Genomic DNA, 25960 nt, shown 5'->3' on the forward strand with positions numbered 1-25960 from the left:
AGCGGCCGGCAAGAGCCGCAGCGACGAATTTCAGGGAAACGGTCCATGAGCCATCCAAGCGCCTCAGACATCGCCACGCGGCAGGCCATCATCGATGCCTGCCGCGAGATGTCGGCGGTGGGCATCAATCAGGGCACGTCGGGCAATATCAGCGTGCGCACCGGCGACGGCATCCTGCTGACGCCGTCGGGCGTGCCCTACGACACGATGCGCCCGGAAGATATTGTCGCGATGAAATGGGACGGTTCGTGGACCGCGCCGGAAGGCCGCGTGCCCTCGACGGAATGGCGCTTTCATCTCGACATTCTCAGGGCGAAGCCCGAGACGAACGCCGTGGTACATGCGCATCCAGTTTTTTGCACCATCATCGCGATCATGAACCGCGCGATCCCGGCGATCCACTACATGATCGCCGCGGGCGGCGGCAACGACATCCCCTGCGCCCCCTATGCGCAGTATGGCACCGCGGAGCTGTCGCAAGCGGCGCTCGACGCGCTGCGTTACCGGCGCGCCTGCCTGCTGGCGCATCACGGACTGATCGCCATCGGCCCCAACCTGCGCAAGGCGATGTGGCTTGCGGTCGAGGTCGAGGTCCTGGCCAAGCAGTATCACGGCTGCCTGCAGCTCGGCACGCCGCCGCTGCTGCCGGATGCCGAGATCGACAGCATCCTGAAGCGATGGGGACAATACGGCCTGCGCGACAGCGACAACACGCCGAAGACCTCGACCTAACCAACCTGCCCAACAATTTGTGAGACTTGCCAGATGGCCCATCCCCACGACGTCAGCGTCTGCGGCACCTACATCCTCGACATCCTCGGCGTTCCCGTCACGGAAATCCCGGCCGGCGGCGGCCGTGCGCTGATCGATGAGATCAAGCTCACGGTCGCCGGCACCGCGGGCGGCACCGTCGTGCCCTGTGCGCGCCTCGGCCTGAAGGCGCTGGCCGTCGGCGCCGTCGGCGACGACGAGAAGGCCGACTGGGTCCTGCAGGCGATGACGCGCGTCGGCATCGACATTTCGGTGATGGAGCGGATGGTCGGCGCGCCGACCTCCGCCACCATCCTGCCGATCCGGCCGGACGGCTCGCGCCCGGTGCTGCATGCGCGCGGCGCTTCGGCGCGCTGGAAGATTTCACCCGAGGCGCAGAAAGCCGCATGCGGCAGCAAGGTGCTGCATCTCGGCGGCGTCGGATCGCTGCTGGCGATGGACGGCGAGCCGACTGTGGCGCTGCTGCGCGATGCCAAGGCGGCCGGCTGCATCACCACCGTCGATCTGATCCAGGCGCGCGCCGAAACGCTGAAGCTGGTCGAACCCTTGATGCCCTATACCGACTTCTTCATGCCAAGCATCGACGAGACCCACGCGCTGGTCGGCACCGACGACCCCGCCGCCTGCGCGCAATATTTCATCGGCAAGGGCGCCGGTGCCTGCGCCATCTCGCTCGGCGAGCACGGCTCCTTCGTCATGACGCGCGATGGACGACAATTCACCGTGCCGGCCTTCGAGGTGAAGGTGCGCGACACCTCGGGCTGCGGCGACTCCTATACCGGCGGATTCATCGCCGGACTGGTGCGCGACTGGGACCTGCTGGACTGCGCCCGACTGGCGACAGCCACGGCAGCCATCGTCGCGACGGGACTGGGCTCCGGCGCCAACCTCGTGTCCTTCGAGGAAACAGTGAAGGCGATGAACACCCTGCCCGTTCGCGGTTCGCGCGCCTGATCGACTTTCAGCGACTGCCTTCCCGGAATCATAAACGTCTCAAGGAAACTGTCATGACTAGACATGCCATCGTGACCGGCGCGAGCCGCGGCATCGGACGCGCCATCGCGCTAGGCCTTGCGCAGCGCGGCTACAACCTCGCCCTCACCGACATCGCGGCACAGGAAGGCGTGCTGATGGAAACCGTCGCCGAAGTGAAGACGCTCGGCCAGGAGTGCGTTCCGGTGCTCGCCGATGTCAGCAAGCTCGAGGACTGCCGGCGTTCCGTGGCGGAGGCCGTGGCCGGCCTCGGCCATGTCGATGTTCTCGTCAACAACGCGGGCATTCTGCGCCTCGCCAGCATCGAGGAGACCACGCCGGAGCACTGGGACCAGACCTTTGCCGTCAACGTCCGCGGCGTATTCCAGATGACCCAGGCCATGGTCGCTCACATGAAGGAGCGCAAGTATGGCCGCATCGTCAACATCGCCTCGCTGGCCGCGCGCACCGGTGGTCCCGGCCAGTCACACTACGCAGCGTCGAAATCGGCCGTGGTCGGCTTCACGCGCGTTTCCTCGATGGAATTCGGCGGCCATGGAATCACGGTGAATGCCGTTTGCCCCGGCATCATCCTGACCGAGATGGGCCGCAACAATCTGCGCGATCCGGAGCGCGTCGCCTATTTCGAGAAGATCACCGACCTGCATCGCCTCGGCGAGCCGGAGGACGTGGTTGGCCCGGTCGCCTTCTTCGCCTCAGACGATTCCGCCTTCGTCACGGGACAGGCGCTCAATGTCGATGGCGGCATCTTCTACAGCTAGGCTTGCAGCAACAACGGATAGGAATGACCCATGGCGACCTTCAAGGCCATCAGAATCGACAAGGCGGAAAAGGGCACCACCGCTGCGCTCGTACAGTTCGACGAGGCGGAATTGATGGATGGTGATGTCACCGTCCGCGTCGAGTGGTCGACGCTGAATTACAAGGACGGCCTGGCGCTGACCGGGAAATCGCCGGTGGTGCGACGTTTCCCGATGATCGCCGGCATCGACTTCGCCGGCACGGTCGAGTCCTCCACCAATCCGAATTGGAAGGCCGGCGACAAGGTGATCGGCAACGGGTGGGGCATGGGCGAGACCCATCTCGGCGCCTTTGCCGAAAAGGCGCGCGTCAAGGGCGACTGGCTGGTCCGCCTGCCGGAGAGCATGAACACACGCGATGCCATGGCGATTGGCACCGCCGGCTACACCGCCATGCTGTCAGTGCTGGCGCTGGAAAATCACGGGCTCAAGCCGGCCGATGGCCCTGTGGTCGTCACCGGCGCGGCCGGCGGCGTCGGCTCGGTTGCGATCGCCCTGCTATCAAAGCTTGGCTACCACGTCATCGCTTCCACCGGCCGGACCTCGGAGGAAGGCTATCTGAAAGGCCTCGGCGCCGCCGAGATCATCGACCGCAACGAGCTCTCGGCGCCCGGCAAGCCGCTCGCGAGGGAGCGCTGGGCGGGTGGCATCGACAGTGTCGGCTCGACCACGCTGGCGAATTTGCTGGCGATGACCAAGTATCGCGGCGCCATCGCGGCGTGCGGCCTGGCCGGCGGGATGGACCTGCCCTCGTCGGTTGCGCCGTTCATCTTGCGCGGCGTCTGCCTGCTCGGGATCGATTCCGTGATGTGCCCGATCGAACTGCGCAGGCAGGCCTGGGCACGCCTGTCCACCGATCTGGATGCCACCAAGCTGGCTGAAATAACCCAGGAGATCACGCTCGACCAAGTGATCGACGCCGGCGCCGGGCTGCTGGCTGGGCAAGTGCGCGGTCGCACCGTCGTCAAGATCGCGTAACCTCGGCCATCGCCGGATCCAGACGTGCGCTTTGCGCCACGGGCGGCCGGTCAGAGCGACACGACCTGCAAGGATCCATAAATAGCTTCGGATTGCGCAAGCTCAACGAACGTTCAGTAGGGCGGCGCCAGCCAGAGCTCCGTTCCAGGCGTTCCGGCTATCTGAACAGAAGCCGTTCCAGCAGCTTGCAAGCCATTTTCGACTGGAGGCGATGGCGTATGGTTCGCAAGCACAAGAATTGCATGGACAGGAAGGTCGAGTCCGGAGCCAATACATGAATCTCATCAACCTGGATATTCGGATGCTGCGCTCGCTCACGTCGGTCGTGGAGACCGGCAGCATCACCGAGACGGCGCGGCGGCTGGGCCGCACGCAGCCGGCGATCACGTTGCAATTGCAACGGCTTGAGGAACTCACCGGCAAGCCGATCTTCGTCCACGAGGGGCGCAAGCTGTATTTGACGACCGACGGCGAGATCGTGCTGTCCTACGCCAAGTCGATCCTCGGCTTTCACGACGAGCTACTGTCGCAGCTGGCCTCGCCGGATATCGAGGGCCACGTCGTGCTTGGCACGCCGGATCTCTATGCCGCATTCCTGCTACCCTCGATCTTGAAGCTGTTTCGCAAGACGTTTCCGCGCGTGCAGGTCGACCTGAACTGCTCGCTGTCGACGCCGCTGGTCGGCTGTGTCCGGCGCGGCGAGGTCGATATCGCGCTGGTGACGCGGATGAACGATTTTACGGGCGGCCAGGTGGTGCGCCAGGAGCAACTGATCTGGATGACCGGCGAGCAATCGACGGCCTACAATGAAAGCCCGATCCCGCTGGCGCTGCTGCCGCCCGGCAACATCTACCGCGACCATGCGATCGAGCGGCTGGAATCGCAGCGGCTGCGATGGCGCCTCGCCTGCGTCAGCGACAGCGTCGGCGGACTGCAGGCCGCTGCTTTCGCCGGCATCGCGGTCACGGTGCTGGGGCGCAGCGCGCTGGTTCGCAACATGCGTGAGATCGGCGCCGCCGAAGGCCTGCCGCCGCTACCGAAGGTCGACCTGCTGCTCTACAAATCGGCAACCGCGACTTCGAAAGCGGCAAGCGCCCTTCATGATTATCTGGCGCACTACCTGAACCTCGACGACGAACTTCTGCTTGGCACCGAATTGCCGCTCACGGTCGGACATCACCCTGGCTCGGCGGGCCTGTCCGAGCAACCCGCCCTGAAGGCATCCTCGAGCGCCTGCACATTTATGCACGCCGGTGACGGGCAGGACGGCGCCGCCGCAGAAATCCCGGGCACGCGACGCATCCGCCCGCCCGACCAGGTCTACCGCCCCCGCGCCAGGCGGCCGGTCTAGCCGATCGCCGCGGCCACCGCCTTCTTCGCCATCACGGTGATGAGATGCGCGCGGTACTCGGAATCGGCATGAATGTCCGAACTCATATTGTCCGCCGAGACCTTGATCGAGGCGACCGCGGCGGGCGTGAAGGACTCGGCCAGCGCCGCCTCCATTTCCGGCACCCGGAATACGCCGGGACCAGCACCGGTGACGGCCACGCAGACACCGCCAGGCGATTGAACCACGCAGACACCGACCACCGCATAGCGCGAGGCCGGCGACTTGAACTTGGCGTAGCCGCCCCGCACGGGCACCGGGAAGCGCAGCGACGTGATGACTTCACCGGGCTCTAACGCCGTCTCGAACAGGCCGGTGAAGAAATCCGCCGCGGCGATCTCGCGGCGGTCGGTGACGATCGTCGCGCCCAGCCCCAGCACAGCCGCCGGATAATCCGCGGAGGGGTCGTTGTTGGCGACGGAGCCGCCGATGGTGCCGCGGTTGCGGACGGCGGGATCGCCGATCCCGACCGCGAGCTTCGCCAGCAGCGGGATGGCCGTTGCCACGATCGCGGATTCCGCGACGTTGACATGACGCGTCATCGCGCCGATCACCAGCGTGTCGCCTTCGACTGAAATCGACGACATCGCGGGAATTTTTGACAGGTCGATCAGCGCGGCCGGCGTGGCGAGGCGCTGCTTGATGGTCGGCAGCAGCGTCATACCGCCGGCCAATGGCGTGCTGTCGGGGATGCTGCCGAGCAGTGCGACGGCTTCGGGCGATGTGGCGGGTTGGTGGAATGCGAAGGTCATGGCGTGTTCCTATTCCGCCGCTTGCGGCATGGTCGCGTTCTGGATGATCCGCCAGATCCGGTTCGGCGTCGCCGGCATGTCGACATGCTGTACGCCGAGATGCGACAGCGCATCGACGACCGAGTTGATCACGGCGGCGGGCGAGCCGATCGTACCGACCTCGCCACAGCCTTTGACGCCCATCGGCGTATGCGTGCACAGTGTCGAGTGGGTCTGAACGTTCATGTTCGGCACGTGGTCGGCGCGCGGCATGGTGTAGTCCATGAACGAGCCGGACAGCAGCTGCCCGGACACCTCATCATAGACCGCACCCTCGAACAGAGCCTGCCCGACGCCCTGCACGATACCGCCATGCAGCTGGCCCTCGACAATCATCGGATTGATCACGGTGCCGACGTCATCCACCGCGGTGTAGCGCGCCAGCGTGACAATGCCGGTCTCGGGGTCGATCTCCACCTCGGCGATGTGGCAGCCGCCCGGATAGGTGAAGTTGATGGGGTCGTAGTAAGCCTGCTCTTCAAGCCCGGGCTCGAGTACTTCGAGCGGATAATTGTGCGGCACGTAGGCCGCCCCGGCGATCTCCTGGAATGTCTTGCTGCGGTCGGTGCCTGCGACCGAGAACACGCCTTCCTTGAACTCGATGTCCTGCTCGCCGGCTTCCAGCAGATGCGCTGCGATCTTCTTGCCCTTGACCACCACCTTGTCACCGGCCTTCGACAGCGCAGCGCCGCCGACCACCAAAGAGCGCGAGCCATAGGTGCCCATGCCGAACTGTACGCGGTCGGTATCGCCGAACACGATGTCGACATTCTCGAAATTGACGCCGAGCTTTTCCGAGATGATCTGGGCGAAGGTCGTCTCATGGCCCTGGCCGTGATTGTGGGTGCCGATCAGCACCGTGACCTGCCCGGTCGGATGCACACGGACCGTGGCGCTCTCATAAAGACCGCCGCGCGCACCGAGCCGGCCGGCAAAGCGCGATGGCGCCAGGCCGCAGGCTTCCACATAGGTGGAGTAGCCAAGCCCGCGGAACTTGCCTTCGCGTTCGGACGCCGCCTTGCGTTCGGCGAAGCCGGCGACGTCGGCGGCCACCAGCGCGCCTTCCAGACAACCCATCGGGTCGCCGGAATCATATTCGACCAGCATCGGCGTCTGGTAGGGATAGGCTTCCTTCGGAATGATATTGCGGCGGCGGATCTCGACGCGGTCGATGCCCATTTCGGCGGCGGCGACATCGACGATGCGCTCGACCACGAAGGTGGCTTCCGGCCTGCCCGCGCCGCGATAGGCGTCGACCGGCACCGTGTTTGTGAATACCACCTTGACGTTGCAGTAGATCACCGGAGTCGTATAGACGCCGCCGAGCAGCGGCGCGTATAGGTTGGTCGGGATGTTCGGCCCGAAGGTCGAGAGATAGGCGCCCATGTTGGCCAGCGTGTTGACCTTCAACGCCAAAAACTTGCCGTTCTCGTCAAGCGCCAGTTCGGCTTCGGTGACGTGGTCGCGGCCGTGGCGGTCGGAGACAAAACCTTCCGAGCGATCCGCGACCCACTTGATCGGCCGACCGACGCGCTTCGCCGCCCAGGTGATCACGGCTTCCTCGCCGTAGTGGAACTGCTTGACACCAAAACCGCCGCCGACATCGGGGGCGACGACGCGCAGCTTCTGCTCGGGAATGTTGAGCACCAAGGCTGCCATCAGGAAGCGCACCACATGCGGAAACTGGCTTGTGGTCCACAACGTGTAGTGACCGGTGCCGGCGTTGTATTCGGCGATCGCCGAGCGCGGCTCCATGGGATTGCCGATCAGGCGGTTGTTGACCAGGCTGAGCCTTGCCACATGCGCTGCCTTGCGGAACGCGACCGCAACGGCTGCCTTGTCGCCCATCTCCCAGTCGCAGCACAAATTGTTCGGCACGTCGTCGAACAATTGCGGTGCGCCGGGACGCACGGCTTCCAGCACGCCGACCACTGCCGGCAGTACCTCGTAATCGATCACCACCAGTTCGGCCGCGGCGCGCGCCTGCGCCAGCGTGTCGGCAACCACGAACGCCACCATGTCGCCGACGAAGCGGACTTTGCCCTGCGCCAACATCGGGAATTTCGGCTCCTTCATCGGCAAGCCTTCGGCGTTGCTGATGCCCCAGCCGCATGGCATGCCGCCGAGACCGTCGGCGGCGACGTCATCGCCGGTCAGGATCGCCTCGACGCCCGGCAGCGCCAGCGCCGCTTTGGTGTCGATGCTGCGGATCACCGCATGGGCGTGCTGCGAGCGGATGAAGACGCCGACGGTGGCGTCCGGCCGCTTCATGTCGGCGACATAGTTTCCGCGACCGGTGAGGAAACGGAAGTCTTCCTTGCGGCGCGGCGATTCACCAATTCCGATGATGTTCGACATGGCTCAGTCTCCGATCGCGGGGGCGTTCATCGCGGCGGCGCCGGCGATGATCGATGTGACGATATTCTGGTAGCCTGTGCAGCGGCAGATGTTGCCTTCGAGGCCGTGACGCACCTCGGCCTCGGTCGGATTCGGGTTCTTGCCGACCATCGCCATTGCGGTCATCACCATGCCCGGCGTGCAGAAGCCGCATTGCAGGCCGTGGTTCTGGTGAAACGCTTGCTGCATCGGATGCAACTGGTTGGAACCGCCCTTGGCCGCCAGCCCCTCGATGGTCATCAGCGTGCCACCCTCCAGCGCGGGCGCCAGCAGCGTGCAGCTTTTCACCGCATCGCCGTTGAATAGCACCACGCAGGCGCCGCACTGGCTGGTATCGCAGCCGACATGGGTGCCGGTGAGGTTAAGGTTCTCGCGCAGCAGTTCGGATACCAGCGCGGCCGGCACGACATCGACCGTTCGCGCGCGGCCGTTGAGAGTGAAGTTGACGATCATGGTGGACCTCCGGTGGGCTGGCATCAGGCGAGAATGCGGGCGCGGCCTGCGGGCCAGGTGGCCAGCAGCAGATCGCCGATATCGAACGGGTCGCGGAAGAACGTGCGCTCCGGGATGTAGGCGATAAATTCTTCATCAGGGACGGTGTCGAGCATCACCTTGACGAAAGATCCCTGATATTCGATCGCCAGCACGCGGCTTGGCAGCGCGGTCGCCCCCTCCCCGGGCCGGCGGAACTGGCGCGCATCAGTTCAATATCATCGCGACGCACGGCGAGGTCAATGCGGTCGCCAGCGGCAATCCTGTTGCCGGGCTGCAGGCCGATATGAATGCCGCTACGGCTGGGCTGCGACAGCACGAGGTGGTCCGCGCCCACAGCCTCGACCTTGCCGGACAGCACGTTCTGTCCGCCGAGAAACTCCGCGACATAACGGTCGCGCGGATTGGCGTAGACGTCGCGGGCGGGACCGGACTGCTTGATCTTGCCCTTTTCCATGACCACCACGATATCGGCCAGCGCGATGGCCTCCAACTGGGTGTGGGTGACGTGAACGAAGGTAATGCCGAGTTCGCGCTGCATGCGGCGCAGTTCCTGCCGCATCTGCACCCGCAACTGTTCGTCGAGCGCCGACAGCGGTTCGTCCAGCAGCAGCACCCGCGGCTCGGTAATCGCCGCGCGCGCCAGTGCAACGCGCTGCTGCTGGCCGCCGGACAGGTTGGCCGGCAGCCGGTCGGCCAGCTCGGTGAGACGCACTTTCTCCATCATGCTGTCGACGGCGCGGTAGCGCTCGGCCTTCGACTGGCCGCGGACCCGCAGCGCGAAGGCGATGTTGTCGCGCACGGAGAGATGCGGAAACAGCGCGTAAGACTGAAACATCATGGCGGTGCGGCGCTCGATCGGCGCCAGTCCGACGACATTGTCGCCGCCGATCACGATCTCGCCGGCCGTCGGGTCCTCGTGGCCGGCGATCATGCGCAGGATCGTGGTCTTGCCGCAGCCGGAGGGCCCGAGGAAGCAGCAATAGGCACCGTCCGGGATCTTCAGGTTGACGCCGTCCACCACATTGGTCCGGCCGTCGTAGCTTTTGCAGAGCCCCGCCAGTTCGATATCGCCGCCGCCGGATCGCATGATCGAATTCCTCAATGGGTCGGGGTCGCGCGAATACCGCGACGCTTGTTGATCAGAACGATGGCGCCGATGCTGATGCCGATCGTAAGGAAGGAGACAACCGTGGTCACCGTGCCCAGCGCATAGAGCGACGGCGAGGTGACGTTCAGCGTCATGCTCCAGATCTCCAACGGCAGGGTATTGAGTGAGCCCGCAGTCTGCAGCGAGCGAGCGAACTCGTCGTATGACAGCGTGAAACCGAACAGAGCGACCGCGACAAGGCCGGGAGCGAGGATCGGGATCACCACCATGCGAATGGTCTGCCAGCGGCTGGCGCCGAGATCGCGCGCGGCCTCTTCCCATGAATTGTTGAAGCGCGACATCACCGCAAACATGACCAGCACGCCGAACGGCAGCGTCCACGACAGTTGCGCGCCCATCGCCGAGGAGTACCAGTTGGCATTGATGCCAACCCACTGGAACAGCAGGCCGATGCCGATGCCGAGCACCAGACCGGGTGCGACCAGGCTGCCGATCATCAGGTAGAACACGAAGGTGTCACCGAAGAAGCGGCGGCGGAACGCCAGCCCGGCCATGAAGGAGAACACCAGCGTGATCACGGTGACCATTGCCGCCAGCTTGATGGAGCGGTCGAACGATCCCTTGACGTCGCCGGTGCGCGCCTGGGTGATCAGGTCGACAAACCAGTGCAGCGAATGACCCTTCATCGGGAACACGAGGCCGCCGCGGATATCCTGGAACGACAGGATGTAGATGCAGATCATCGGCCCATAAAGCGCGATGACGTAGAGCGTGAACACGGTGGCCAGCGCGTAGAAGGTCCACGGCCGCCCGCTGCGCGGCGAAAGCGCGCCACGGCGGGCTTTCGCCGCGGGCACGGCCAGCTTGTCGAGCGCCACGGTCATTGCGTGATCTCCCGGCGAATATCGACCGCGCGCAGGATCAGCGAGATCACCACCACCAGTACCACGGTGAGCAGCACGGCACTGGCGGCGGCGATCGGGTACTGCAGCACGCCGACATTCTCATAGAACGCGCTGACGACGGAGGCCGAGCTGCCGCCCGACATCACCTTGACGACGAAGAAGTCGCCCATCACGATCGACACCACGAAGATCGAGCCGAGGCCAATGCCGCTCTTCGACATCGGGATCACGATATAGCGCATGATGTCGAGCCGGCTGGCGCCGGCATCGAGCGCGGCCTCGATCACCCGCTTGTCGATCCGCGCCATCGAATTGAAGATCGGCACCACCATGAAGATGGTGAGCTGGTGCACATAGGCGATCACCACCGCGAGACCGGAATACAGCAAAACTTCCAGCGGCGCGTTGATGATACCCACGCCCTGCAGTGAGGAATTGACCAGGCCTTCCTTGCCGAGCAGCGGGATCCAGGAAATCATCCGGATGATGTTCGAAGTCCAGAACGGCACGGTACAAACCAGAAACAGCCCTATCGCCAGCAACTGGTTGCGGACATGGAAGACCAGGAAATACGCCACCAGGAAGCCGATGATCAGCGTAAAGAACCAAGTGAACACGGTGAACTTCAGTGTTGCGACATAGAGGTGGAAGGTCTGCGCCGAGGTCAGCACGTCCACGTAATTGGCCAGCGTGAAGGTCGGGATCAGACCGCCAAAGCCGTCGGTCTCGAACACGCTCGCCACCAGCACCACTAAAATCGGCAGCAGGAAGAACGGAATCAGCACCAGCATCAGCGGCGTCACATACAGCCAGGCCGACAGATTTTTCGCAACATCGTGGAAGCCTGAATCATTTCAGTTGACCGAAGGGCCTCCGCCGCAGCGCATGTCGCCGCGACGGAGGATGGCATCATGCAATCTTGAAGTCGTTCCAGCGCTTGTTCATGTAGGCCGCCTCGTCCATCAGCGTGTTCCAGCACGAGATGTTCTTGACGCGGTCGAGGAACGAGCCGCCGTCGCGCTTGGTGCCGGCCTTCTCCATCGGCACGCCGTAGGGGTCGTTGATGACCGTGGGCGCGGGCTTGCCGTCGTACCAGAAGTCCCATTCCGCGGGCGTCAGGAATTTTTTCGCGGTGGACGGCACCGGGCTGTAGTAGCCATAGCGACCGACAAAGCCACCCTGCCAGCCCGACAGGTACCAGTTGAGATATTCGTAGGCCGCATCCAGCTTCTTGCCAGACAGGTGCTTCATCAGGCCCATGCCGTTGCACCAGCCGCGATAGCCTTCCTTGCCGTCCTTGATATTGACCGCGGCATAGACACAGGGGATTTCCTTCACGCGCACCGCAGCCACCGCGGGCGACCACATCGACTGGATCACCACCTCGCCCGCGGCCATCAGCTGAACCGACTGGTCGAAAGTGGTCCATGTCGCGCGGAACTGGCCGGCCTTCTTCAGCTCGATCAGCTTGTTGCAGGTGAAGTCGATCTCCTCCTTGGTCATGTTGCCCTTGTTCTTGTACGTGATCAGCCCGGCGCTCTCGAAGCACAGCGCGGCGTCCATGATGCCGATCGCGGGAACATCGAGGATCGCGGCCTTGCCCTTGAATTTGGGATCGATCAGGTCCTTCCACTGCGTCACCTCGTGGCCGACCAGGTCGGGGCGGTAGCCGATCGAGTCGGCATTGTAGACCTGCGGCAGGAACGTGGCCCACTCGGTGACACCGTCGTGCAGATCGGTGGAATTGGCCTTGGCGATATACATCGCCTCATAGGGCGAGATACCCTGGCGCGGGATCTTGTGGCCGTCGATCTCGCCTTTGGTGAAGATCGGCAGGATGTTGTCGAATTCCTTGATCTTCTTGACCTCGATGCCCTGGATCACCGAGCGCTTGGCGGCCAGCTTGGCCTGCCATCCCTCGAGATCGGCGATATCCACCGAGTCAGGTTGGCTGATGAAGCGGTTGATCGCGGCCGACGTGTCGAGGTTCTGCATCGTGACCTTGAAGCCGAGGTCCTTGGCCGCCTGGTCGCCGATCGCCTTGACCACCGAATACGACACGCCGACGTGGCGCAGCTCGATGTCCTTGATCTCCTGCGCCCAGATGGTCGGCGCGCCGATCACCTCGGAGCCGATCGCGGCGCCGGCGATCGCGGCGCTGCCTTTCAGCACGGCGCGTCGCGAAAGTCCCTTTTTCACGGCTCGCTTCGCGTCAGCATTATCCTCGTCCAACATGGCTCTCTCCGTCGCGCTGGGATGGGGCAGAGGGCGGCGAGATGGCGCGTGCTCGCAACCGCATCGATCGCGGCGAAGGTGCGATGTAAGTGGCTGCTTTGTAAAATCGGAAGTCGAAATGCGAAGTATAAGGGCTGCTAATGGTCCGCCTGGCTGCCTACAGCTGCGGCGGCAGCTGCTACAATTTGACCTTTACTTCCGGAATCGGGTCATGCGTGGCCCTGTTGGCGCCATCGATCAAAGGCCCCTCGGCGATAAATCGTCGAGGGGCTGCCGCAGGTCCAGCGCCCCATAGATTCCTGGACATCGGGATACGTTTTCGATACGACCGCAATTGCCGGCGAACTTCCGCATCGAGTCCGTCTGGATAACCTTGCCAATAGGACCGGGCGCCTCGATGTCATCGCGGTTCGGAGCCGTGACATCGGACGCACGCATTCGCTGACTGCGATTACCGATCATGTATCGTCGAAAGCGAAATAACTTCCTTCAAGGCAAGCTAACATGTCCGGTACCAGGCCCCTCGATAAACGTTCCTACAGAAGGGCCTTCGGCAACAGCATATGGATGCCCTTGTTGCCGTCGACGAGCTGTGTCACGCGCAGATTTCCGGCGAGCGAGCACAGCATGTAGGCCTGATTGCGCGACAGGTTGGTGCGGTCGCAGACCTGCTTCACCATCTCGCGCACCGCCTGCTTGGCGGCATCGTCGAGATCCTCGTCAAGACCGATCGAGATCAGATGCGTGGTACTCTCCGCAAATGGCCATTTCAGATCCATGTCCTTGCGGACGGTAAGACGGAACGTGCCGGTCACGCCGGTCTCGAGTGCGGTGATGCAAACCTCGCCGTCGCCCTGCACGCCGTGGCCGTCACCGGCGAAGAACAAAGCGCCTTCGTTGAACACCGGCAGATAGAGCGTTGTGCCGGCACGCAGCTCCTTGTTGTCCATATTGCCGCCGAAGCTGCGTGGCACCGGCGAACCGCAACGGCCCCAGGCCGGCGGCGGCGCGGTGGCGATAATTCCGAAGAACGGGTCGAGCGGAATTTCAGTACCCCATGGCATCACGCAGACGTTCTTCTTGTGATCGACGACCGGATGAATGGTCTCGTATTCGGTGAACTCGTCTGGCAGCGTACCGAGCAGCGGCAGGATCGCGACAAAGCCCCAGTCCTGACGCACCTTCACGTCGAGGATATCGATTTGCAGTACATCGCCGGGCATAGCGCCCTTCACGTAGACCGGGCCGGTGATGAAATGCGGTCCGGCGCCCTGAACAAGCTGATCGAGCGCGGCCAGATAATCTGCGGGCACGATACTGAGGTCCGCCGGCAGTGATTCCTTGCCGCCTGCGGGAAAGGAATGCAGCGTGACGGTGTCGCCGGAGGCAATTTCAAGCACCGGCTTAGTCGTGCTGTCGATGTAACCCCACACCATGTTTTCGGGGGCGGACGAGATTTCGTGGCGGCGGGACATGAATAACTCCTTAGGTGACAATGGTCAGATGGCGATGTGGCGCTGCAGAAGTTCGCGGCTGGAGGATTCCATGCGGCCGGATTCGACGACGCTGCCGCGCGACAGCACGACGAAGGCGTCCGCAAGGCTGATCGCGAAATCGAGATATTGCTCGACCAGCAGCAGCGAGATTTTTCCTTTGAACGACGCCAGCACGTCGCGAATGGCCGCGACCACATTGGGCTGGATGCCTTCGGTCGGTTCATCCAGGATCAGCAGCGAGGGATTAGTGACCAAAGCGCGCGCGATCGCGAGCTGCTGTTGCTGGCCGCCCGATAGTGCGCCACCGGGGCGCCGCCACATCTGGGTCAGCACCGGAAACAGCGCAATCGTGTCGTCAACCAGCGCGGTGCCAAAGGTGCCGTGCGCCCGCGCGGCGGCTTCGATATTTTCAGCCACCGTCAGCTCGGCAAATATCTCACGGCCCTGCGGCACATAGGCCACGCCGTGGGCCGACCGCCGGTTCGGTGACCAGCCGGTGATCTCGGTGTCGTCGATCAGCACCCTGCCCCGGGTGACGGGCAGCACGCCCATCAGACATTTCAGCAGCGTCGTCTTGCCGGCGCCGTTGCGGCCAAGCACCGCGACGCATTCGCCGGGAACGATGTCGAACTTGACCTGGCGCAGCACCTGCGCGCTGCCGTAATGCTGGTCTAGTCCTTCGACGCGGAAATGCATAATCATCGCCCCAGATAGACGTCGATGACGCGTTCGTCGGCGCGCGCATGGGCCATCGATCCCTCGAACAGCGTGCGGCCCTCGTGCAGCACGGTGACTCGGTCGGCGACCTTTTCGACGAATTCCATGTCGTGCTCGACGATGACGATCGCCCGGTCGGCACGCTTCAGACTGCGGACGAGCGCCACGGTGCGCTCGGTCTCGTCGTCGGTGAGGCCGGCCACGGGCTCGTCGAGCATCAGCACCTTGGGGTTCGACGCCAGCACCATGCCGATCTCCAGCCACTGCTTCTGGCCGTGGCCCAGTTCCGCCGCGGAACGCTGCGCGAGGTCGCGCAGGCCGATGGCTTCGAGTACCTCGTCGATGCGCGTCGCCAGTTCGCCGGGCGAGAGCGAACGCCGTACTCCGCCCTGCGCGCCGATGGCGATGTGCTGGTGTACGTTGAGGCCCTCGAAGACGCTCGGCTTCTGGAACTTTCGCCGGATGCCGGCCCGAGCGATGTCCGATTCGCTGCTGCGCGTGACGTCCGTGGTGTCGTCGAAGATCACCCGCCCGCGCTTCGGGTGAGCAATGCCGGAGACCACATCCAGCAGCGTCGTCTTACCAGCGCCGTTGGGGCCGATCACGGCGCGCACCTCGCCGAAATCCACCGCCAGCGACAGCGCGTCGATGGCGCGGAAGCTGCCGAATTCCACGGTGATGTTGTCGACCAGCAACGCCACCGCCATCACGGCAACTCCGGCGCTTCGGCGGCGATGCGCTTGACGCCCATCGGACGCACCAGCTTCATCTTCGCGAGGTCGATCAGCCCGTTGGGAAATACCAGCACGATCATCACGATCAGGCCCGACAGGATGAACGGCCAAAGCTCCGGCGCCGCCGCCGACAGCCAGAACTTGATCGCATTGACGAGCACCGCGCCGATCACGGCGCCGATCAGATTGCCGCGCCCGCCGATTGCCACCCAGACCGCGATCTCCAGCGACAGTTCAGGCGACAGTAGACGCGGGTTGATGATGCCGACCTGCGGCACGTAGAGCATGCCGGCTACCGCCGCAATCACCGCCGACAGGCACCACACCGCGAGCTTCAGCCGCAGCGTATCGTAGCCCAGCGTGCGCAGCCGCACCTCATCGTCCCCCGCCGCGACGATCATCACCCCAAAGCGGCTCGCCAACAGCTGGCGGCACCCGAGCAGCGTCAGGCCGAGCACCACAACCGAGAGCGCGGCCATGGCGATCACGACGCCCGGAGCGCCGACCGGCCAGCCGAACGCGACCGTGAAACCCGTCATGCCGTTATTGCCGCCGAAGCCGGTATCGTTGCGATACATCAGCAGCATCGCAACGTAGACCAGCGCCTGCGTGATGATCGCGAAATAGACGCCACCGACCCGCGAGCGAAACGACACGTAACCGAACACGCCGGAGACCAGCAGCGTGACGACGGCGGCCACCAGCAGCGCGTAAGGGAAGAAGCCGAAGCCGGCCCAGTAAAACGGCAGATCGGTCCAGCCCATGAACTGCATGAAGTCCGGCGCCCTCCCCGTCACCTCGTAGGAGTGCTTCAGCAGATACATCGCCACGACATAGCCGCCGATACCGAAGAACAGGCCGTGGCCGAGCGACAGGATGCCGAGGTAGCCCCAGATCAGATCGAGCGAGATCGCGAGCACCGCGAACGCCGCCAGCTGACCGACGGCATTGGCGAGATAGGGTGACAGCCCGGCAGACGTGAAGGCCGACCCCGCCAGCAGCACGGCAACCGCAAGCACGATCAGCAGCAGACAGAGGAAGGGGCGATCCGACGCCAGCGGCTTCATTTGCGCCGCCCCTTGATCGCGAACAGGCCGTCCGGGCGCCATTGCAGGAAGGTGATGATCATCAAGAGCACGATGACCTTGGCGGCCACCGCGCCCCACAGCGGTTCGATCAGCACGTTGATCTGGCCGATGCCGAGCGCCGCCACAACGGTACCGATGATGGTGCCGACGCCGCCGAGCACGACGACCATGAAGCTGTCGATGATGAAGTTCTGCCCCATCTGCGGATTGACGCTGTAGATCGGTGCCAGCGCCAGGCCCGCCAGACCTGCGAGGCCTGAGCCCAGCCCGAAGGCCAGCCTGTCGATCCGCCGCACCGGAATGCCGATGCAGGCTGCCATGCTGCGGTTTTGGGTGACGGCGCGGATGTTGAGGCCGAGCGGCGTCAGCCGCATCAGCCCCCAGGTGATCGCCAGCGTCACGATCGCGAAAGCGATGGCGAACATCCTGTTCCAGGTGAAGATAAAATCGCCGATCACCGGCACGCCGCCGGTAACATAGAACGGCGTCACGAAGTTGAGATTCTGGGTGCCGAACGTCACCCGCACCAGATTGATCAGGAACAGGCTGACAGCCCAGGTGGCCAGCAAGCTCATCAACGGTCGCTTGTAGAGATGCCGTAGCAGGATCGCCTCCAGCGCAATGCCGATCCCGGCCGTCACGAGAAACGCGATCGGGATGGCGATGACCAGATACCAGTCGAGCAGCGCCGGCGCGGCGTGGCGCAGGCCTTCCTGCACCAGCCAGGTGACGTAGGCGCCGATCATGATCATCTCTCCCTGCGCGAGGTTGATGACGCCCATCAGGCCGAAGATCACGGCGAGTCCGATCGCCGCCATGAACAGGATGCTGGCAAAGCTCAATCCGTTGTAGAGCGCCGCCAGCACATCGCCGGTCAGGATGCCGCGATTGATCGTGGTAACGGCGGCATCGACGGCGCTCTTGAATTCCGGATTGGCGGCGTAAGCGGGATCGGCGGTCATCGGCCGGATCTGCGCCAGAGCCCGGCGATCCGGCGTCGCCGCGATACGCTTGAGCGCGCCGATCCGCTTGGCCGGATCGGTCGAATTCAGCGCGGCGGCCTGGGCGGTGGCCAGGATCTGCGCTTTCAGCCCGGCATCGCTCTCCTCCTCGGCGGCGATCTCGAACAGGCGGTCCGGCAGGCCGTTGGTCTGCCGCTCGAGCGCGCGCAGCGCCGCGGCGCGTTGGCCGACATCCGTCGCTGTACGCAGTTGGAGCGTCGCGGCGGCGGTCTCGAACAGCGCCCGGTTTCGCAGGCTGAGAAAGGGCTGGCGGTCACGCTCGCCGCCGGTGCGCGGCGCGCGCGTGACGGCATCCTGCGGTCCCTCGCCGGTGATAAGGACGGCACCGCCAGCATCGCAGGTCAGCTTGCGGTCGATCATCGCGCGGGCCAGAGGCGCGGCCCATCTGCGATCGTCTGGCGAGCCGTCCTGCGCCAGCCCCGTCAAGGCACGGCCGGCCTCGCCCATCGCTGTCGTGTCGCCGCACAGCTTCGCGACCAGTTCGGCACGTGGCGCCTCCGCTGCGACCAGCGCGGACGGATTCCAGGCCGCGATCAGGATCGCGGCAATAGTCCAGCAGTTTCGCATCAAATCCACCAATGGCCGCCGGCCCGTTCGGCCCGGCGGCCGCCCCGCCCGATCGCCACTCAGCTATACGGGCTGAACGGTACGGGTTTCGGCGCGTCCTTGGACTGCCAAAGGATGTCGAAACCCTGCTTCGCATTGACCGATCCGATGAAGACGCCGCGCGACACGTAGTTGTTCTCGGCGGTCATCGAGATCTTGTAGCCGGACGGGCAGTCGAAACTCAGGCCGGCGAACGCCTTCTGCACCTCGGGCACATCGAAAGAATTGGCCTTTGCCGCCGCCATTGCCCACAGGTGAACCGAGATCATAGGCCGAAACCATCGGATCAATCACAACGTCGCCCTTGAACGGCACTTTCTTGGCGACAACGTAGTCCGCCCACTGCTTTAGGAAGGTTGTATTGGCGGCGCCCGGTGCGTTCTGCAGATAGGCCCAGCAATTCAGATGGCCGACCAAAGGCTCGGTGTTGAGGCCTTCGAGATCGGCCTCGACCATGTCGAGGCCGAGCACCGGGATGTCGGTCGCCTTGATGCCCTGGTTGGCGAATTCGCGCAGGAAGTCGGGGATCGACGATCCCACGACCGTCAGCACGACGACCGGCTTGCCGCCGCCTTGATCGGCAAAGGCGCGGATCTGATTGACGAGGGTCTGGAAATTCGAGAAGCCGAACGGGACGTATTCTTCCTTCCAGGCGGTCTCTGGAATGCCCTTCGACTTCCAATAGCCTTTCAACTGCTTGTTGATGGTCCGCGGCCAGACATAGTCCGATCCGATCATGAAGAAGCGCTTGGCGCTGACGCCGTCCTCGCTCATCAGATAGTCGACGGCGGGAAGAACCGAGCTCGCCGGCGGCGAATTCACATAGACGACGTTCTTGGAGTTCTCGTCGCCTTCGAAATGCAGCGGATAAAACAGCAGCCCCTTGGACTGTTCGACCACAGGCAGCACAGATTTGCGCGACACCGAGGTCCAGCAGCCGAACAGTGCTGCGACTTTATCCTGCTCCAGCATCTGCTTGGCGACCTGCGCATAGATCGGCGCATCGGAGGCCGGATCGGACACGGCCACCTCGATGGTGCGGCCGTTGACGCCGCCCTTGGCGTTGATTTCTTCGGCGGCCATCCGAACCACATGGTTCAGGCGTCCTTCGAGATTGGCCATGGTGCCAGAGGACGAAAACAGGCAACCGAGCTTGACCGTGCCGCCGGCGGCATGGCCGGGGCGAATGAGAGTGGGCGCGGCCAGTGCAGCCGTGACGGCCCCGGTCGCATGAAGGAACGAACGGCGAGACAGCAAGCTCATGAATCTGACCCCTTATAGTCGTGCAAGGTGGCCGGAGTTCACGCCGTCATTGACGAACAGACAACGCCAAATATCATACAGCCCTGCTCAACGAGCAAGCAGCGACGCCCGTCTACCGACCTTGATGTCAATTTTGCCATTTTGGCGGGGCGGATCTGCTATAGCACGGTCGCAGATGCTTAATGACGGCCGTGTTCGCCAACGAACGCAAAAGCTGGTGCATGGGACCGGCTCGCCAGACGACTAATCCGGTCAACGCATAATGTGGCAGATGAAAGTAGACGCCGATGCGACACTCTCAGCACACTGACAGCGAGATTATTCACCTTCTCCATGAAGCCGAGACGGGCATTCCGATTGCCGAAATTTGCAGCACGGCGCACGTCTCACTGCGCACCTTCTATCGCTGGCGCAAGCGCTACGGCAGCCTGACGCCGGCGGCCTTGCTGCACATGAAGGAGCTGCAGCTCGAAAATCAGCGCCTCAAGGCGCTCGTCAGCCGACTTTCGGAACGCCGCAGCGACGGGACGGCGACAGCATCTCCCGTTCCCCGGCGGGCCGACTACGGATCCAGCGGGCAAAGGTCGGCATCCCCGTCAAACCTGCCGCCGCACGCACATGGAGCTTCCCTGGGGCGCTTCGCCTCGGTTCGCGGCATGCGCTGAACGCTCCCGCGCATGATGGCGCTCTCGCTCCATGGGAACGAAATTGGCCGGTGCAACCCGCGGTGCGCAACCCCGCTCTGGCACAGGGCATCGGCGATCGCACCAGCCCCGCCGCAACCGATGATCAGTGCCTGCCGTCCCTTCGCGTCAAAGCGGAGGCTTGCGGTGGCAATGAGGAAGCCAACCCCGTCGACGTTATCACCACTGAACGTCCCGTCGGGCATGCGCCGGATGACATTGACGGCCTGGAGTCGACGGGCACGGTCGGCGAATTGATCGAGACGGCCGACATATGGCGCTTTTGAGGAAGCGTCACGCGCAACTGTACGCATTTTTCCATCCTCTCAGCTTTCGCAGGAAGTCGGCGAATTGCTCCGGCGCGATGTCCGCCGGGATCATCACCGCATCGAGAGCGCGGTCGGCAAAACGCTGGCTGAATAGCGCAAGTCGCGGCGCGCGACATGAGCTTGGATGTCATGCCTTATCAACTACGCAGCTTCATTGGACCGAACGGCGCGACAAGACCACTTTAAGGCGGCGCTGTCCGCGCGGAGCAGTCATCCGTGTGGATCGCGAAAAGAGCAGGAGCAAGAAGAGCGTCTTTCGACCATCAACTCTGAGTTGCCTTACATTGGAGATTGAGCGCATCTGCAATAGCTTCGCTTATTTAACAAGGATGGCCGAACCAAATAATACAATCATGACGGAAGAGGAATACTTCAGGTTTCGTTTGAAGGGCTGTCACGTCGTTTGCAAGGATTTACGTTTACGGAACAGTTCCCTTAGCCGGCTCATTCACCGCTTATCGAGTTTCGCAATGCACTCGCCTCGGCGACTGACACTGCATCGCATCTTCATTCAGCCCAGCTGCCTGAACGAAAGGTGGCCACTCACCAAAATAGCGGAAAGCTCTCGCGCTCTGCCCCACATCGAGGATACCCCTATGCGGGAGACAATTGAGAGTGGGGCTAAGAAGCCTCAGTGCTCGTTGACTGCAGCGCCGAGCTTGATCAGGCTCAGCGAGCGGTTCGCGGTCTCGCGCAGGCGGCAGTAGCTCGCGTCGCCCTTGTACATGCCGGGCTCGATTTTGTCGAAGACCACGCAGAAGCGATCACGCGACGCGGCGAAAGTTTTCTGCGAGTCCTTGACCGCCTTGATCACGTCGGCGAACCCGCCGGCCTCAACCTTCTTCAGCGCCTCATTGGTTTTCTGCGTCCAAATGGCGAGTTCGCGCGCCGCGCAGGCTCTCCATTTGGCGACGTCGTCATTCGTGCCCTCTGCCGCTTTGATGCAGGGGTCGGCGACGAGCCCGACGCACGCGCCGCCGAAACCGCCGGTCTCCTCCGCGGTCTTCAGGCAGGTATCGATCACTGCAGCGTCGGCTGGCCCGGTGCCTTGGGCGAAAGCCATCGATGCGAGCGGGAGGCCTGCGGCGAGCAACGCGGCGGCAAGTTTGAGCTTCATTGGAGATCTCCGTTCGGTGCGTCGAAAATATGGAACGCAATGACACCGCGAGCAATGAAGCTCAGCGAGACGATCGACCGTCGGGTGTGGCGGAAGGCCCGGACGGCGAGTGGGAAGAGGAGAGGTGAGGATATGCGGCTTCGGCTACGCCCTCTTTACTCAATATCTTTGAATCCGCCTTGACCTGAATTGTGAGATTTCGACCAATAGGTGATCCATGCAGCCTTGGTCATCGAAGGCCCTGCGTAGGTTCACCTGAAAACGGATTTGTTGGCGCTCTCGCCCAGGCTTTGTCGGCTTCGCTTCCGGTGCCGTTGTCGCCGCAAGCCCGGCTTCGGTGCTGCACCTGTTGCGTTGAGGACGCTACGCTGACGTACAATGACGGCACACTGGTTTTAGGCACGCACCGGCTACGTCGCTGACAAAACTATGAGACTTAGAAGTTGAACAAGATCGCCACTAAGACCGACTGAAGTGGCATGAAACGAATTGTGATTTTTTCGGCACTCTTCCCGCCTCTCGCGCTGGTCGTGTTCACTGCGCCTGATGGGTTTAAGAATCTTCTCAATTGGTTGGTTGAGGCCTACGCGATCGCGATTATCCCGGCCTTGCTGCTGGCTTGGGTCGATTGGGCGCTTTCCGCCAAGCCACTCCGAGTTATGGGAACGGCGGTCACGGCAGCACTAGCTGCAGTGTTGATCGTGCGCTTCATGTCGGGAGGAACAGACGAGTTGTGGCCGGTCCTGATGGTTGGGCTTGTCGGAGGGATACCGGCCGCGGTGTGTTCGCGGCTATCCGGTGAACGATCGTCAAGCACGATCGTGTGAGCGAACTAGAGACACGTCGATGGCCAATCCCGTTGATAACTCTTCAGAGATTGATGAGCCGACTCCATGCAGTTTTTCTTATATGAAATTGTCGCCCGCACTATTGCTGCTTACTTGTGTTTCGACACCTATCGTACGATTCACCGAGGGCTTATCGATGGAAGATACGTGCCCTTTGAATCCGATGCGATGAACTGGATTCTAGATTCATTTAGGGACAAGGCCGCACTGACTGTCCATCGCGACGCCACACCGATACGATTTTGGATATCCATGGGACTAGAACTACTGCTTCTCTTGGGCTGTCTCTATGTTGCTACGTTCGGCTGGCCGCAGACGGGCACCTCGTGACGGCCGCACCCTTTGCGCACATAACCAATAAGCGTGGCATGACGTTGCCTGCACACGACCGAAAGGTCAATTTGGCTGGCGAGGTTTTCGTCGCTCCTGAGCCAGGTTGCGAAGCTGCGTCCGATACGCTTCGGCCGCTTCGATCAACTGCAGAGAATCTATAAATACTAAGCGCGCCGCGCCGTCGCGAGGTAAGGGTTGGAGTACAGCGTCAGCGACAGCGGCTTGCCGTCCTTGCTGCGGAAGCCGCCTGCGCCCTTCTTCCAGCCGGCATCGTCGAGCAGCTTCTCGGCCTTCTTCGGATCGTAGGCCAGCAGGGCGCTTTGATCGGTCGCGCCGCGAACGGCATCCAACCGAAAAAATCGACCGGCAGTGCTAGGCAACATTTGTTCGGGAGCGAGATGAATAGGACTGGTCGTCAACATCATCGAATGGAACTGGTCGGCCAAGCAAGTAGCCTTGAGCAAAATTAGCACCGAGCACCCTCAGTATTTCGAGTTGTTCGATCGTCTCCACACCTTCGGCGGTTACAGACATGTCGAGCCCGGTGGCAAGTGTCACGATTGACGATATGATCGCCGAACTGTTTTGATGCGCTGTCAAACGACCAATGAACGACTTGTCTATTTTGATTTTATCGAAGGGAAATGCTGTCAGGCAACTCAGAGATGAATATCCGGTACCGAAGTCGTCAAGGGCAAGAGAAATCCCAATGCGTTTGAATTTCTCCATTAAGGTGTGAGTTTCTGCCGCTCTTTCCAATAGGACCGATTCAGTAAGCTCGATTTCCAGCCGCTGCGCAGGCAGTCCTGAATTGTGCAATGCCGATTGGACGATGTCGAATAGTTCTGCTTGTTTGAATTGCACAGGGGACACGTTTACGGCGACCTTGGTGTCGGACGGCCACGATGCGGCATCGTTGCAGGCCCTCCTGATAACCCATTCTCCGAGAGGCAGGATGAGGCCGCTCTCCTCCGCGAGGGGGATGAATTGGTCGGGTGGTATGAGCCCTCTAGTTGGGTGGCGCCAGCGAACAAGTGCTTCGAAACCCCGTCGATGGCCGGACAGAATGTCAAAGAATGGTTGATAGTGCAGCTCGAACTGACAGAGTGCGATGGCATCCCTCAGGTCGCTTTCAAGTGTGAATCGGGCTTCCAATTCCGTGGACATGGCTTCATCATAAAGCGTAAAGCAGTTGCGGCCAGCTGATTTCGATCGATATAGCGCAAGGTCGGCCTTCTTGAGTAACTGCTCTTGGTCACTGCCGTGCAACGGTGCCATCGAAACGCCGATACTGGTTCCGATCTCCACCCGGTGGCCGGGCAACGAGAATGGTTCGCCTATGAGTTTTGAAATGCGAGCCGCTAGGTTGATGGAAGCGCTCTGCTGATCGTCAGAACCCATCTGGATAATCGCAAATTCGTCGCCTCCCAACCTCGCGAGAAAGTCGGTTTCCCGCAATGCGGACCTCAGGCGACGCGCGACCTGCTGAAGAAGGGTGTCGCCGGCCGCGTGTCCCAGCGAGTCATTGATGTTCTTAAAGCGATCGAGATCAAGCATGAGGATAGAGAAGCTCTCCCCATACATGCGCTCTCGCGCGTTAACGTTCTCCAATCGGTCGAGAAAAGACGCCCTGTTCGGAAGCCCTGTCAAAATATCGGTCTGCGCGAGCTCCAGAACGCGCCGGTTGGCATCCGCGAGACGGCGTGAGTTACGCCCAGCGAGGCTGAGATATATGGCCAAAAAGGTAGTGATGACAATTCCGGCTGCAAGGACGGTAAGGGCGCGATCGTAATGTGTGATCAGTCGACCATTGGTCGCTGGGGTGGCCAGTACCTTCCAACTGATATCGCCTATCGTGAGAGTGCCAGACCAAGTAAGGCTGCTTGCGATAGCCAGCCTCGACTGAGGACTCTGGTGATCTGATGAGAAATCTGGAGCAGCTTGATCTCCTGCCTTCACTTTGCGGTAGGCCTCGGGCGAATATACGCTAATGCTGACAGCCGCAGTTGCCGCCATTGTGTCACGGACTGACTGAAGCAATTGTGGCAGAGACAATATCCCGACGACAAAGCCAGCCAGATTGCGCCGCCGGTCGATGACTAGTGTACGGGACGTTCCCTTTACGTAAACCGGCACGCAAACCAGCACGCCGAGAGGGTGGATACCATCGTTTGTCTCGTAAAGCTTTGCACGTAGCGCCGTGATGAGATTGTTGTCGCGTGCGCGCTCTAGTGTGACCCAGCGCTCAGGAACTGTCGAATAGTCCAGTCCGTAAACTCTCGAGGTCTTTGGCTCGGTGGAAAAAAGATAGGGAAATACTCGTCGCTTTGCGGCGCCGTTGTAACTGCGTCATTGGCGGCCAGAGATTTGATCTGATACCCCGAGATACCGTCGCTAACTGCCGCGGCTTCGTATTCCGTGCGTTCCTTCCGGTTAATCCTCGGTATCCAGCCCACACGGAGGATGCCCGGACGATGTTCGAACAAGCGATCGCTAAACGCCTCAAATTCGCTGCGGCTGATTTCCTCATTGGCAGATTCGAACAGGGTGCGAAGCGCGAGTAGTCGGCTGGTGTATTCGCTTATGCCATTTTGCATGATGATGGTCTGGGTTTCGGCAACGGCCTCGAACTCCAGTTTTGCGACCCGCTCCTCCCATTTCCCGACGGCATATGCACCGGCCAAAGACAGCAGAAGGCCAATGATCGCGGCAACCAGCGCCGGCCGCCACGGTGATGACCGTGATGTCGAGAGGCGTCGCCACTCGATCACGTCTCCCTGGCGAGGGCTATGCCGGTCCTTGTCGCTCATCTTTGCTCCTCGTCTGGGTCATACGACCGATCCCGGCGCCGTCGTCGGCGG

At 62.4% G+C, this 25960-nt stretch carries 21 protein-coding genes and 4 pseudogenes; 8 read left to right on the forward strand and 17 right to left on the reverse strand.

The window, feature by feature from the left end:
* Positions 1–45 precede the first annotated feature (45 nt).
* The 5 genes from ONR75_RS17790 to ONR75_RS17810 all read left to right on the forward strand — a co-directional run bounded on the left by ONR75_RS17790 (position 46) and on the right by ONR75_RS17810 (position 4893).
* Positions 46–732, forward strand: coding sequence for a class II aldolase/adducin family protein (locus tag ONR75_RS17790; RefSeq protein WP_265078435.1), 687 nt, complete (start codon positions 46–48; stop codon positions 730–732).
* 33 nt (positions 733–765) lie between these two features.
* The gene (locus ONR75_RS17795) at positions 766–1725 is read left to right on the forward strand and encodes a sugar kinase (protein WP_265078436.1); all 960 of its coding nucleotides are present in this window, start codon (positions 766–768) and stop codon (positions 1723–1725) included.
* Between the two features lie 53 nt (positions 1726–1778).
* Entirely contained in the window at positions 1779–2525 is a 747-nt protein-coding gene (locus tag ONR75_RS17800) for an SDR family NAD(P)-dependent oxidoreductase (protein ID WP_265078437.1), read from the forward strand.
* 30 nt (positions 2526–2555) lie between these two features.
* Positions 2556–3542, forward strand: coding sequence for an MDR family oxidoreductase (locus ONR75_RS17805; protein ID WP_265078438.1), 987 nt, complete (start codon positions 2556–2558; stop codon positions 3540–3542).
* 274 nt (positions 3543–3816) lie between these two features.
* The gene (locus ONR75_RS17810; RefSeq protein ID WP_265078439.1) at positions 3817–4893 is read left to right on the forward strand and encodes a LysR substrate-binding domain-containing protein; all 1077 of its coding nucleotides are present in this window, start codon (positions 3817–3819) and stop codon (positions 4891–4893) included.
* Here ONR75_RS17810 and ONR75_RS17815 read toward each other — a convergent pair.
* From ONR75_RS17815 to ONR75_RS17885, 14 genes and pseudogenes are all read right to left on the reverse strand, one after another.
* Positions 4890–5684, reverse strand: coding sequence for an FAD binding domain-containing protein (locus tag ONR75_RS17815; protein WP_265078440.1), 795 nt, complete (start codon positions 5682–5684; stop codon positions 4890–4892). The two genes, ONR75_RS17810 and ONR75_RS17815, sit on opposite strands and share 4 nt — an antisense overlap.
* A 9-nt stretch (positions 5685–5693) precedes the next feature.
* Positions 5694–8081: a xanthine dehydrogenase family protein molybdopterin-binding subunit gene (locus ONR75_RS17820; RefSeq protein WP_265078441.1), complete on the reverse strand. Its 2388-nt coding sequence runs from the start codon at positions 8079–8081 to the stop codon at positions 5694–5696.
* A 3-nt stretch (positions 8082–8084) separates the two neighbouring features.
* Positions 8085–8573, reverse strand: a complete 489-nt coding sequence (locus ONR75_RS17825; protein WP_265078442.1) for a (2Fe-2S)-binding protein — start codon at positions 8571–8573, stop codon at positions 8085–8087.
* A gap of 23 nt (positions 8574–8596) precedes the next feature.
* Positions 8597–9702, reverse strand: a pseudogene (locus ONR75_RS17835) (ABC transporter ATP-binding protein).
* Between the two features lie 11 nt (positions 9703–9713).
* Positions 9714–10607 (reverse strand): ABC transporter permease, encoded by an 894-nt coding sequence (locus ONR75_RS17840; RefSeq protein ID WP_265078445.1) that lies wholly within the window; start codon positions 10605–10607, stop codon positions 9714–9716.
* On the reverse strand, positions 10604–11449 hold the full coding sequence (locus tag ONR75_RS17845; RefSeq protein ID WP_265083708.1) for an ABC transporter permease: 846 nt from the start codon (positions 11447–11449) through the stop codon (positions 10604–10606). The genes ONR75_RS17840 and ONR75_RS17845 overlap by 4 nt, the downstream gene beginning before the upstream one ends.
* An 88-nt stretch (positions 11450–11537) precedes the next feature.
* Positions 11538–12863: an ABC transporter substrate-binding protein gene (locus ONR75_RS17850; protein ID WP_265078446.1), complete on the reverse strand. Its 1326-nt coding sequence runs from the start codon at positions 12861–12863 to the stop codon at positions 11538–11540.
* A gap of 536 nt (positions 12864–13399) precedes the next feature.
* Positions 13400–14338, reverse strand: coding sequence for an acetamidase/formamidase family protein (locus ONR75_RS17855; RefSeq protein ID WP_265078447.1), 939 nt, complete (start codon positions 14336–14338; stop codon positions 13400–13402).
* A 24-nt stretch (positions 14339–14362) separates the two neighbouring features.
* Positions 14363–15055 carry an urea ABC transporter ATP-binding subunit UrtE gene (urtE, locus tag ONR75_RS17860; protein ID WP_413776360.1) on the reverse strand — a complete coding sequence of 231 codons (693 nt, stop codon included), beginning with the start codon at positions 15053–15055 and terminating at the stop codon, positions 14363–14365.
* A gap of 2 nt (positions 15056–15057) precedes the next feature.
* On the reverse strand, positions 15058–15783 hold the full coding sequence (locus ONR75_RS17865; protein WP_265078449.1) for an ABC transporter ATP-binding protein: 726 nt from the start codon (positions 15781–15783) through the stop codon (positions 15058–15060).
* Positions 15783–16877, reverse strand: coding sequence for an urea ABC transporter permease subunit UrtC (gene urtC / locus ONR75_RS17870; protein WP_265078450.1), 1095 nt, complete (start codon positions 16875–16877; stop codon positions 15783–15785). Before urtC ends, ONR75_RS17865 begins: the two co-directional genes overlap by 1 nt.
* Positions 16874–18487 (reverse strand): urea ABC transporter permease subunit UrtB, encoded by a 1614-nt coding sequence (urtB, locus tag ONR75_RS17875; protein WP_265083709.1) that lies wholly within the window; start codon positions 18485–18487, stop codon positions 16874–16876. The genes urtC and urtB overlap by 4 nt, the downstream gene beginning before the upstream one ends.
* Before the next feature lie 59 nt (positions 18488–18546).
* On the reverse strand, positions 18547–18795 hold the full coding sequence (locus ONR75_RS17880; RefSeq protein ID WP_320109626.1) for a transporter substrate-binding protein: 249 nt from the start codon (positions 18793–18795) through the stop codon (positions 18547–18549).
* A 103-nt stretch (positions 18796–18898) separates the two neighbouring features.
* Positions 18899–19789, reverse strand: a pseudogene (locus tag ONR75_RS17885) (transporter substrate-binding protein); the annotation flags it as partial.
* 287 nt (positions 19790–20076) lie between these two features.
* Between ONR75_RS17885 and ONR75_RS17890 the strand changes: the two are divergent.
* Positions 20077–20454 carry a transposase gene (locus tag ONR75_RS17890; protein WP_265078452.1) on the forward strand — a complete coding sequence of 126 codons (378 nt, stop codon included), beginning with the start codon at positions 20077–20079 and terminating at the stop codon, positions 20452–20454.
* A gap of 50 nt (positions 20455–20504) precedes the next feature.
* Positions 20505–20759 (forward strand): hypothetical protein, encoded by a 255-nt coding sequence (locus tag ONR75_RS17895; RefSeq protein WP_265078453.1) that lies wholly within the window; start codon positions 20505–20507, stop codon positions 20757–20759.
* 673 nt (positions 20760–21432) lie between these two features.
* On the opposite strand, the gene ONR75_RS17900 is transcribed toward ONR75_RS17895, so the two are convergent.
* Positions 21433–21918 (reverse strand): lysozyme inhibitor LprI family protein, encoded by a 486-nt coding sequence (locus tag ONR75_RS17900; RefSeq protein ID WP_265078454.1) that lies wholly within the window; start codon positions 21916–21918, stop codon positions 21433–21435.
* Between the two features lie 479 nt (positions 21919–22397).
* Here ONR75_RS17900 and ONR75_RS17905 point away from each other — a divergent pair, with 479 nt between their 5' ends.
* Complete coding sequence (locus tag ONR75_RS17905) at positions 22398–22745, forward strand: hypothetical protein (RefSeq protein ID WP_265078455.1); 348 nt, start codon at positions 22398–22400, stop codon at positions 22743–22745.
* Positions 22746–23272: 527 nt separating this feature from the next.
* On the opposite strand, the pseudogene ONR75_RS17910 reads toward ONR75_RS17905, so the two are convergent.
* Positions 23273–23440 (reverse strand): annotated as a pseudogene (locus ONR75_RS17910) (ABC transporter substrate-binding protein); the annotation flags it as partial.
* Between the two features lie 31 nt (positions 23441–23471).
* Positions 23472–25909, reverse strand: a pseudogene (locus tag ONR75_RS17915) (EAL domain-containing protein).
* Between the last annotated feature and the right edge of the window lie 51 nt (positions 25910–25960).

The sequence above is a fragment of the Rhodopseudomonas sp. P2A-2r genome (assembly GCF_026015985.1).
Classification (GTDB): Bacteria; Pseudomonadota; Alphaproteobacteria; order Rhizobiales; family Xanthobacteraceae; genus Tardiphaga.

Bases quoted from the DNA above. Each gene is read 5' to 3' on its own strand.
- ONR75_RS17905 (WP_265078455.1), top strand. From the start codon at position 22,398: ATGAAACGAATTGTGATTTTTTCGGCACTCTTCCCGCCTCTCGCGCTG.
- ONR75_RS17810 (WP_265078439.1), top strand. From the start codon at position 3,817: ATGAATCTCATCAACCTGGATATTCGGATGCTGCGCTCGCTCACGTCG.
- ONR75_RS17795 (WP_265078436.1), top strand. From the start codon at position 766: ATGGCCCATCCCCACGACGTCAGCGTCTGCGGCACCTACATCCTCGAC.
- ONR75_RS17890 (WP_265078452.1), top strand. From the start codon at position 20,077: ATGCGACACTCTCAGCACACTGACAGCGAGATTATTCACCTTCTCCAT.
- ONR75_RS17840 (WP_265078445.1), bottom strand. From the start codon at position 10,607: ATGACCGTGGCGCTCGACAAGCTGGCCGTGCCCGCGGCGAAAGCCCGC.
- ONR75_RS17790 (WP_265078435.1), top strand. From the start codon at position 46: ATGAGCCATCCAAGCGCCTCAGACATCGCCACGCGGCAGGCCATCATC.
- ONR75_RS17850 (WP_265078446.1), bottom strand. From the start codon at position 12,863: ATGTTGGACGAGGATAATGCTGACGCGAAGCGAGCCGTGAAAAAGGGA.
- ONR75_RS17855 (WP_265078447.1), bottom strand. From the start codon at position 14,338: ATGTCCCGCCGCCACGAAATCTCGTCCGCCCCCGAAAACATGGTGTGG.
- ONR75_RS17815 (WP_265078440.1), bottom strand. From the start codon at position 5,684: ATGACCTTCGCATTCCACCAACCCGCCACATCGCCCGAAGCCGTCGCA.
- ONR75_RS17900 (WP_265078454.1), bottom strand. From the start codon at position 21,918: ATGAAGCTCAAACTTGCCGCCGCGTTGCTCGCCGCAGGCCTCCCGCTC.
- ONR75_RS17825 (WP_265078442.1), bottom strand. From the start codon at position 8,573: ATGATCGTCAACTTCACTCTCAACGGCCGCGCGCGAACGGTCGATGTC.
- urtB (WP_265083709.1), bottom strand. From the start codon at position 18,487: ATGCGAAACTGCTGGACTATTGCCGCGATCCTGATCGCGGCCTGGAAT.
- ONR75_RS17820 (WP_265078441.1), bottom strand. From the start codon at position 8,081: ATGTCGAACATCATCGGAATTGGTGAATCGCCGCGCCGCAAGGAAGAC.
- ONR75_RS17865 (WP_265078449.1), bottom strand. From the start codon at position 15,783: ATGGCGGTGGCGTTGCTGGTCGACAACATCACCGTGGAATTCGGCAGC.
- ONR75_RS17805 (WP_265078438.1), top strand. From the start codon at position 2,556: ATGGCGACCTTCAAGGCCATCAGAATCGACAAGGCGGAAAAGGGCACC.
- ONR75_RS17880 (WP_320109626.1), bottom strand. From the start codon at position 18,795: ATGATCTCGGTTCACCTGTGGGCAATGGCGGCGGCAAAGGCCAATTCT.
- ONR75_RS17800 (WP_265078437.1), top strand. From the start codon at position 1,779: ATGACTAGACATGCCATCGTGACCGGCGCGAGCCGCGGCATCGGACGC.
- urtC (WP_265078450.1), bottom strand. From the start codon at position 16,877: ATGAAGCCGCTGGCGTCGGATCGCCCCTTCCTCTGTCTGCTGCTGATC.
- urtE (WP_413776360.1), bottom strand. From the start codon at position 15,055: ATGCATTTCCGCGTCGAAGGACTAGACCAGCATTACGGCAGCGCGCAG.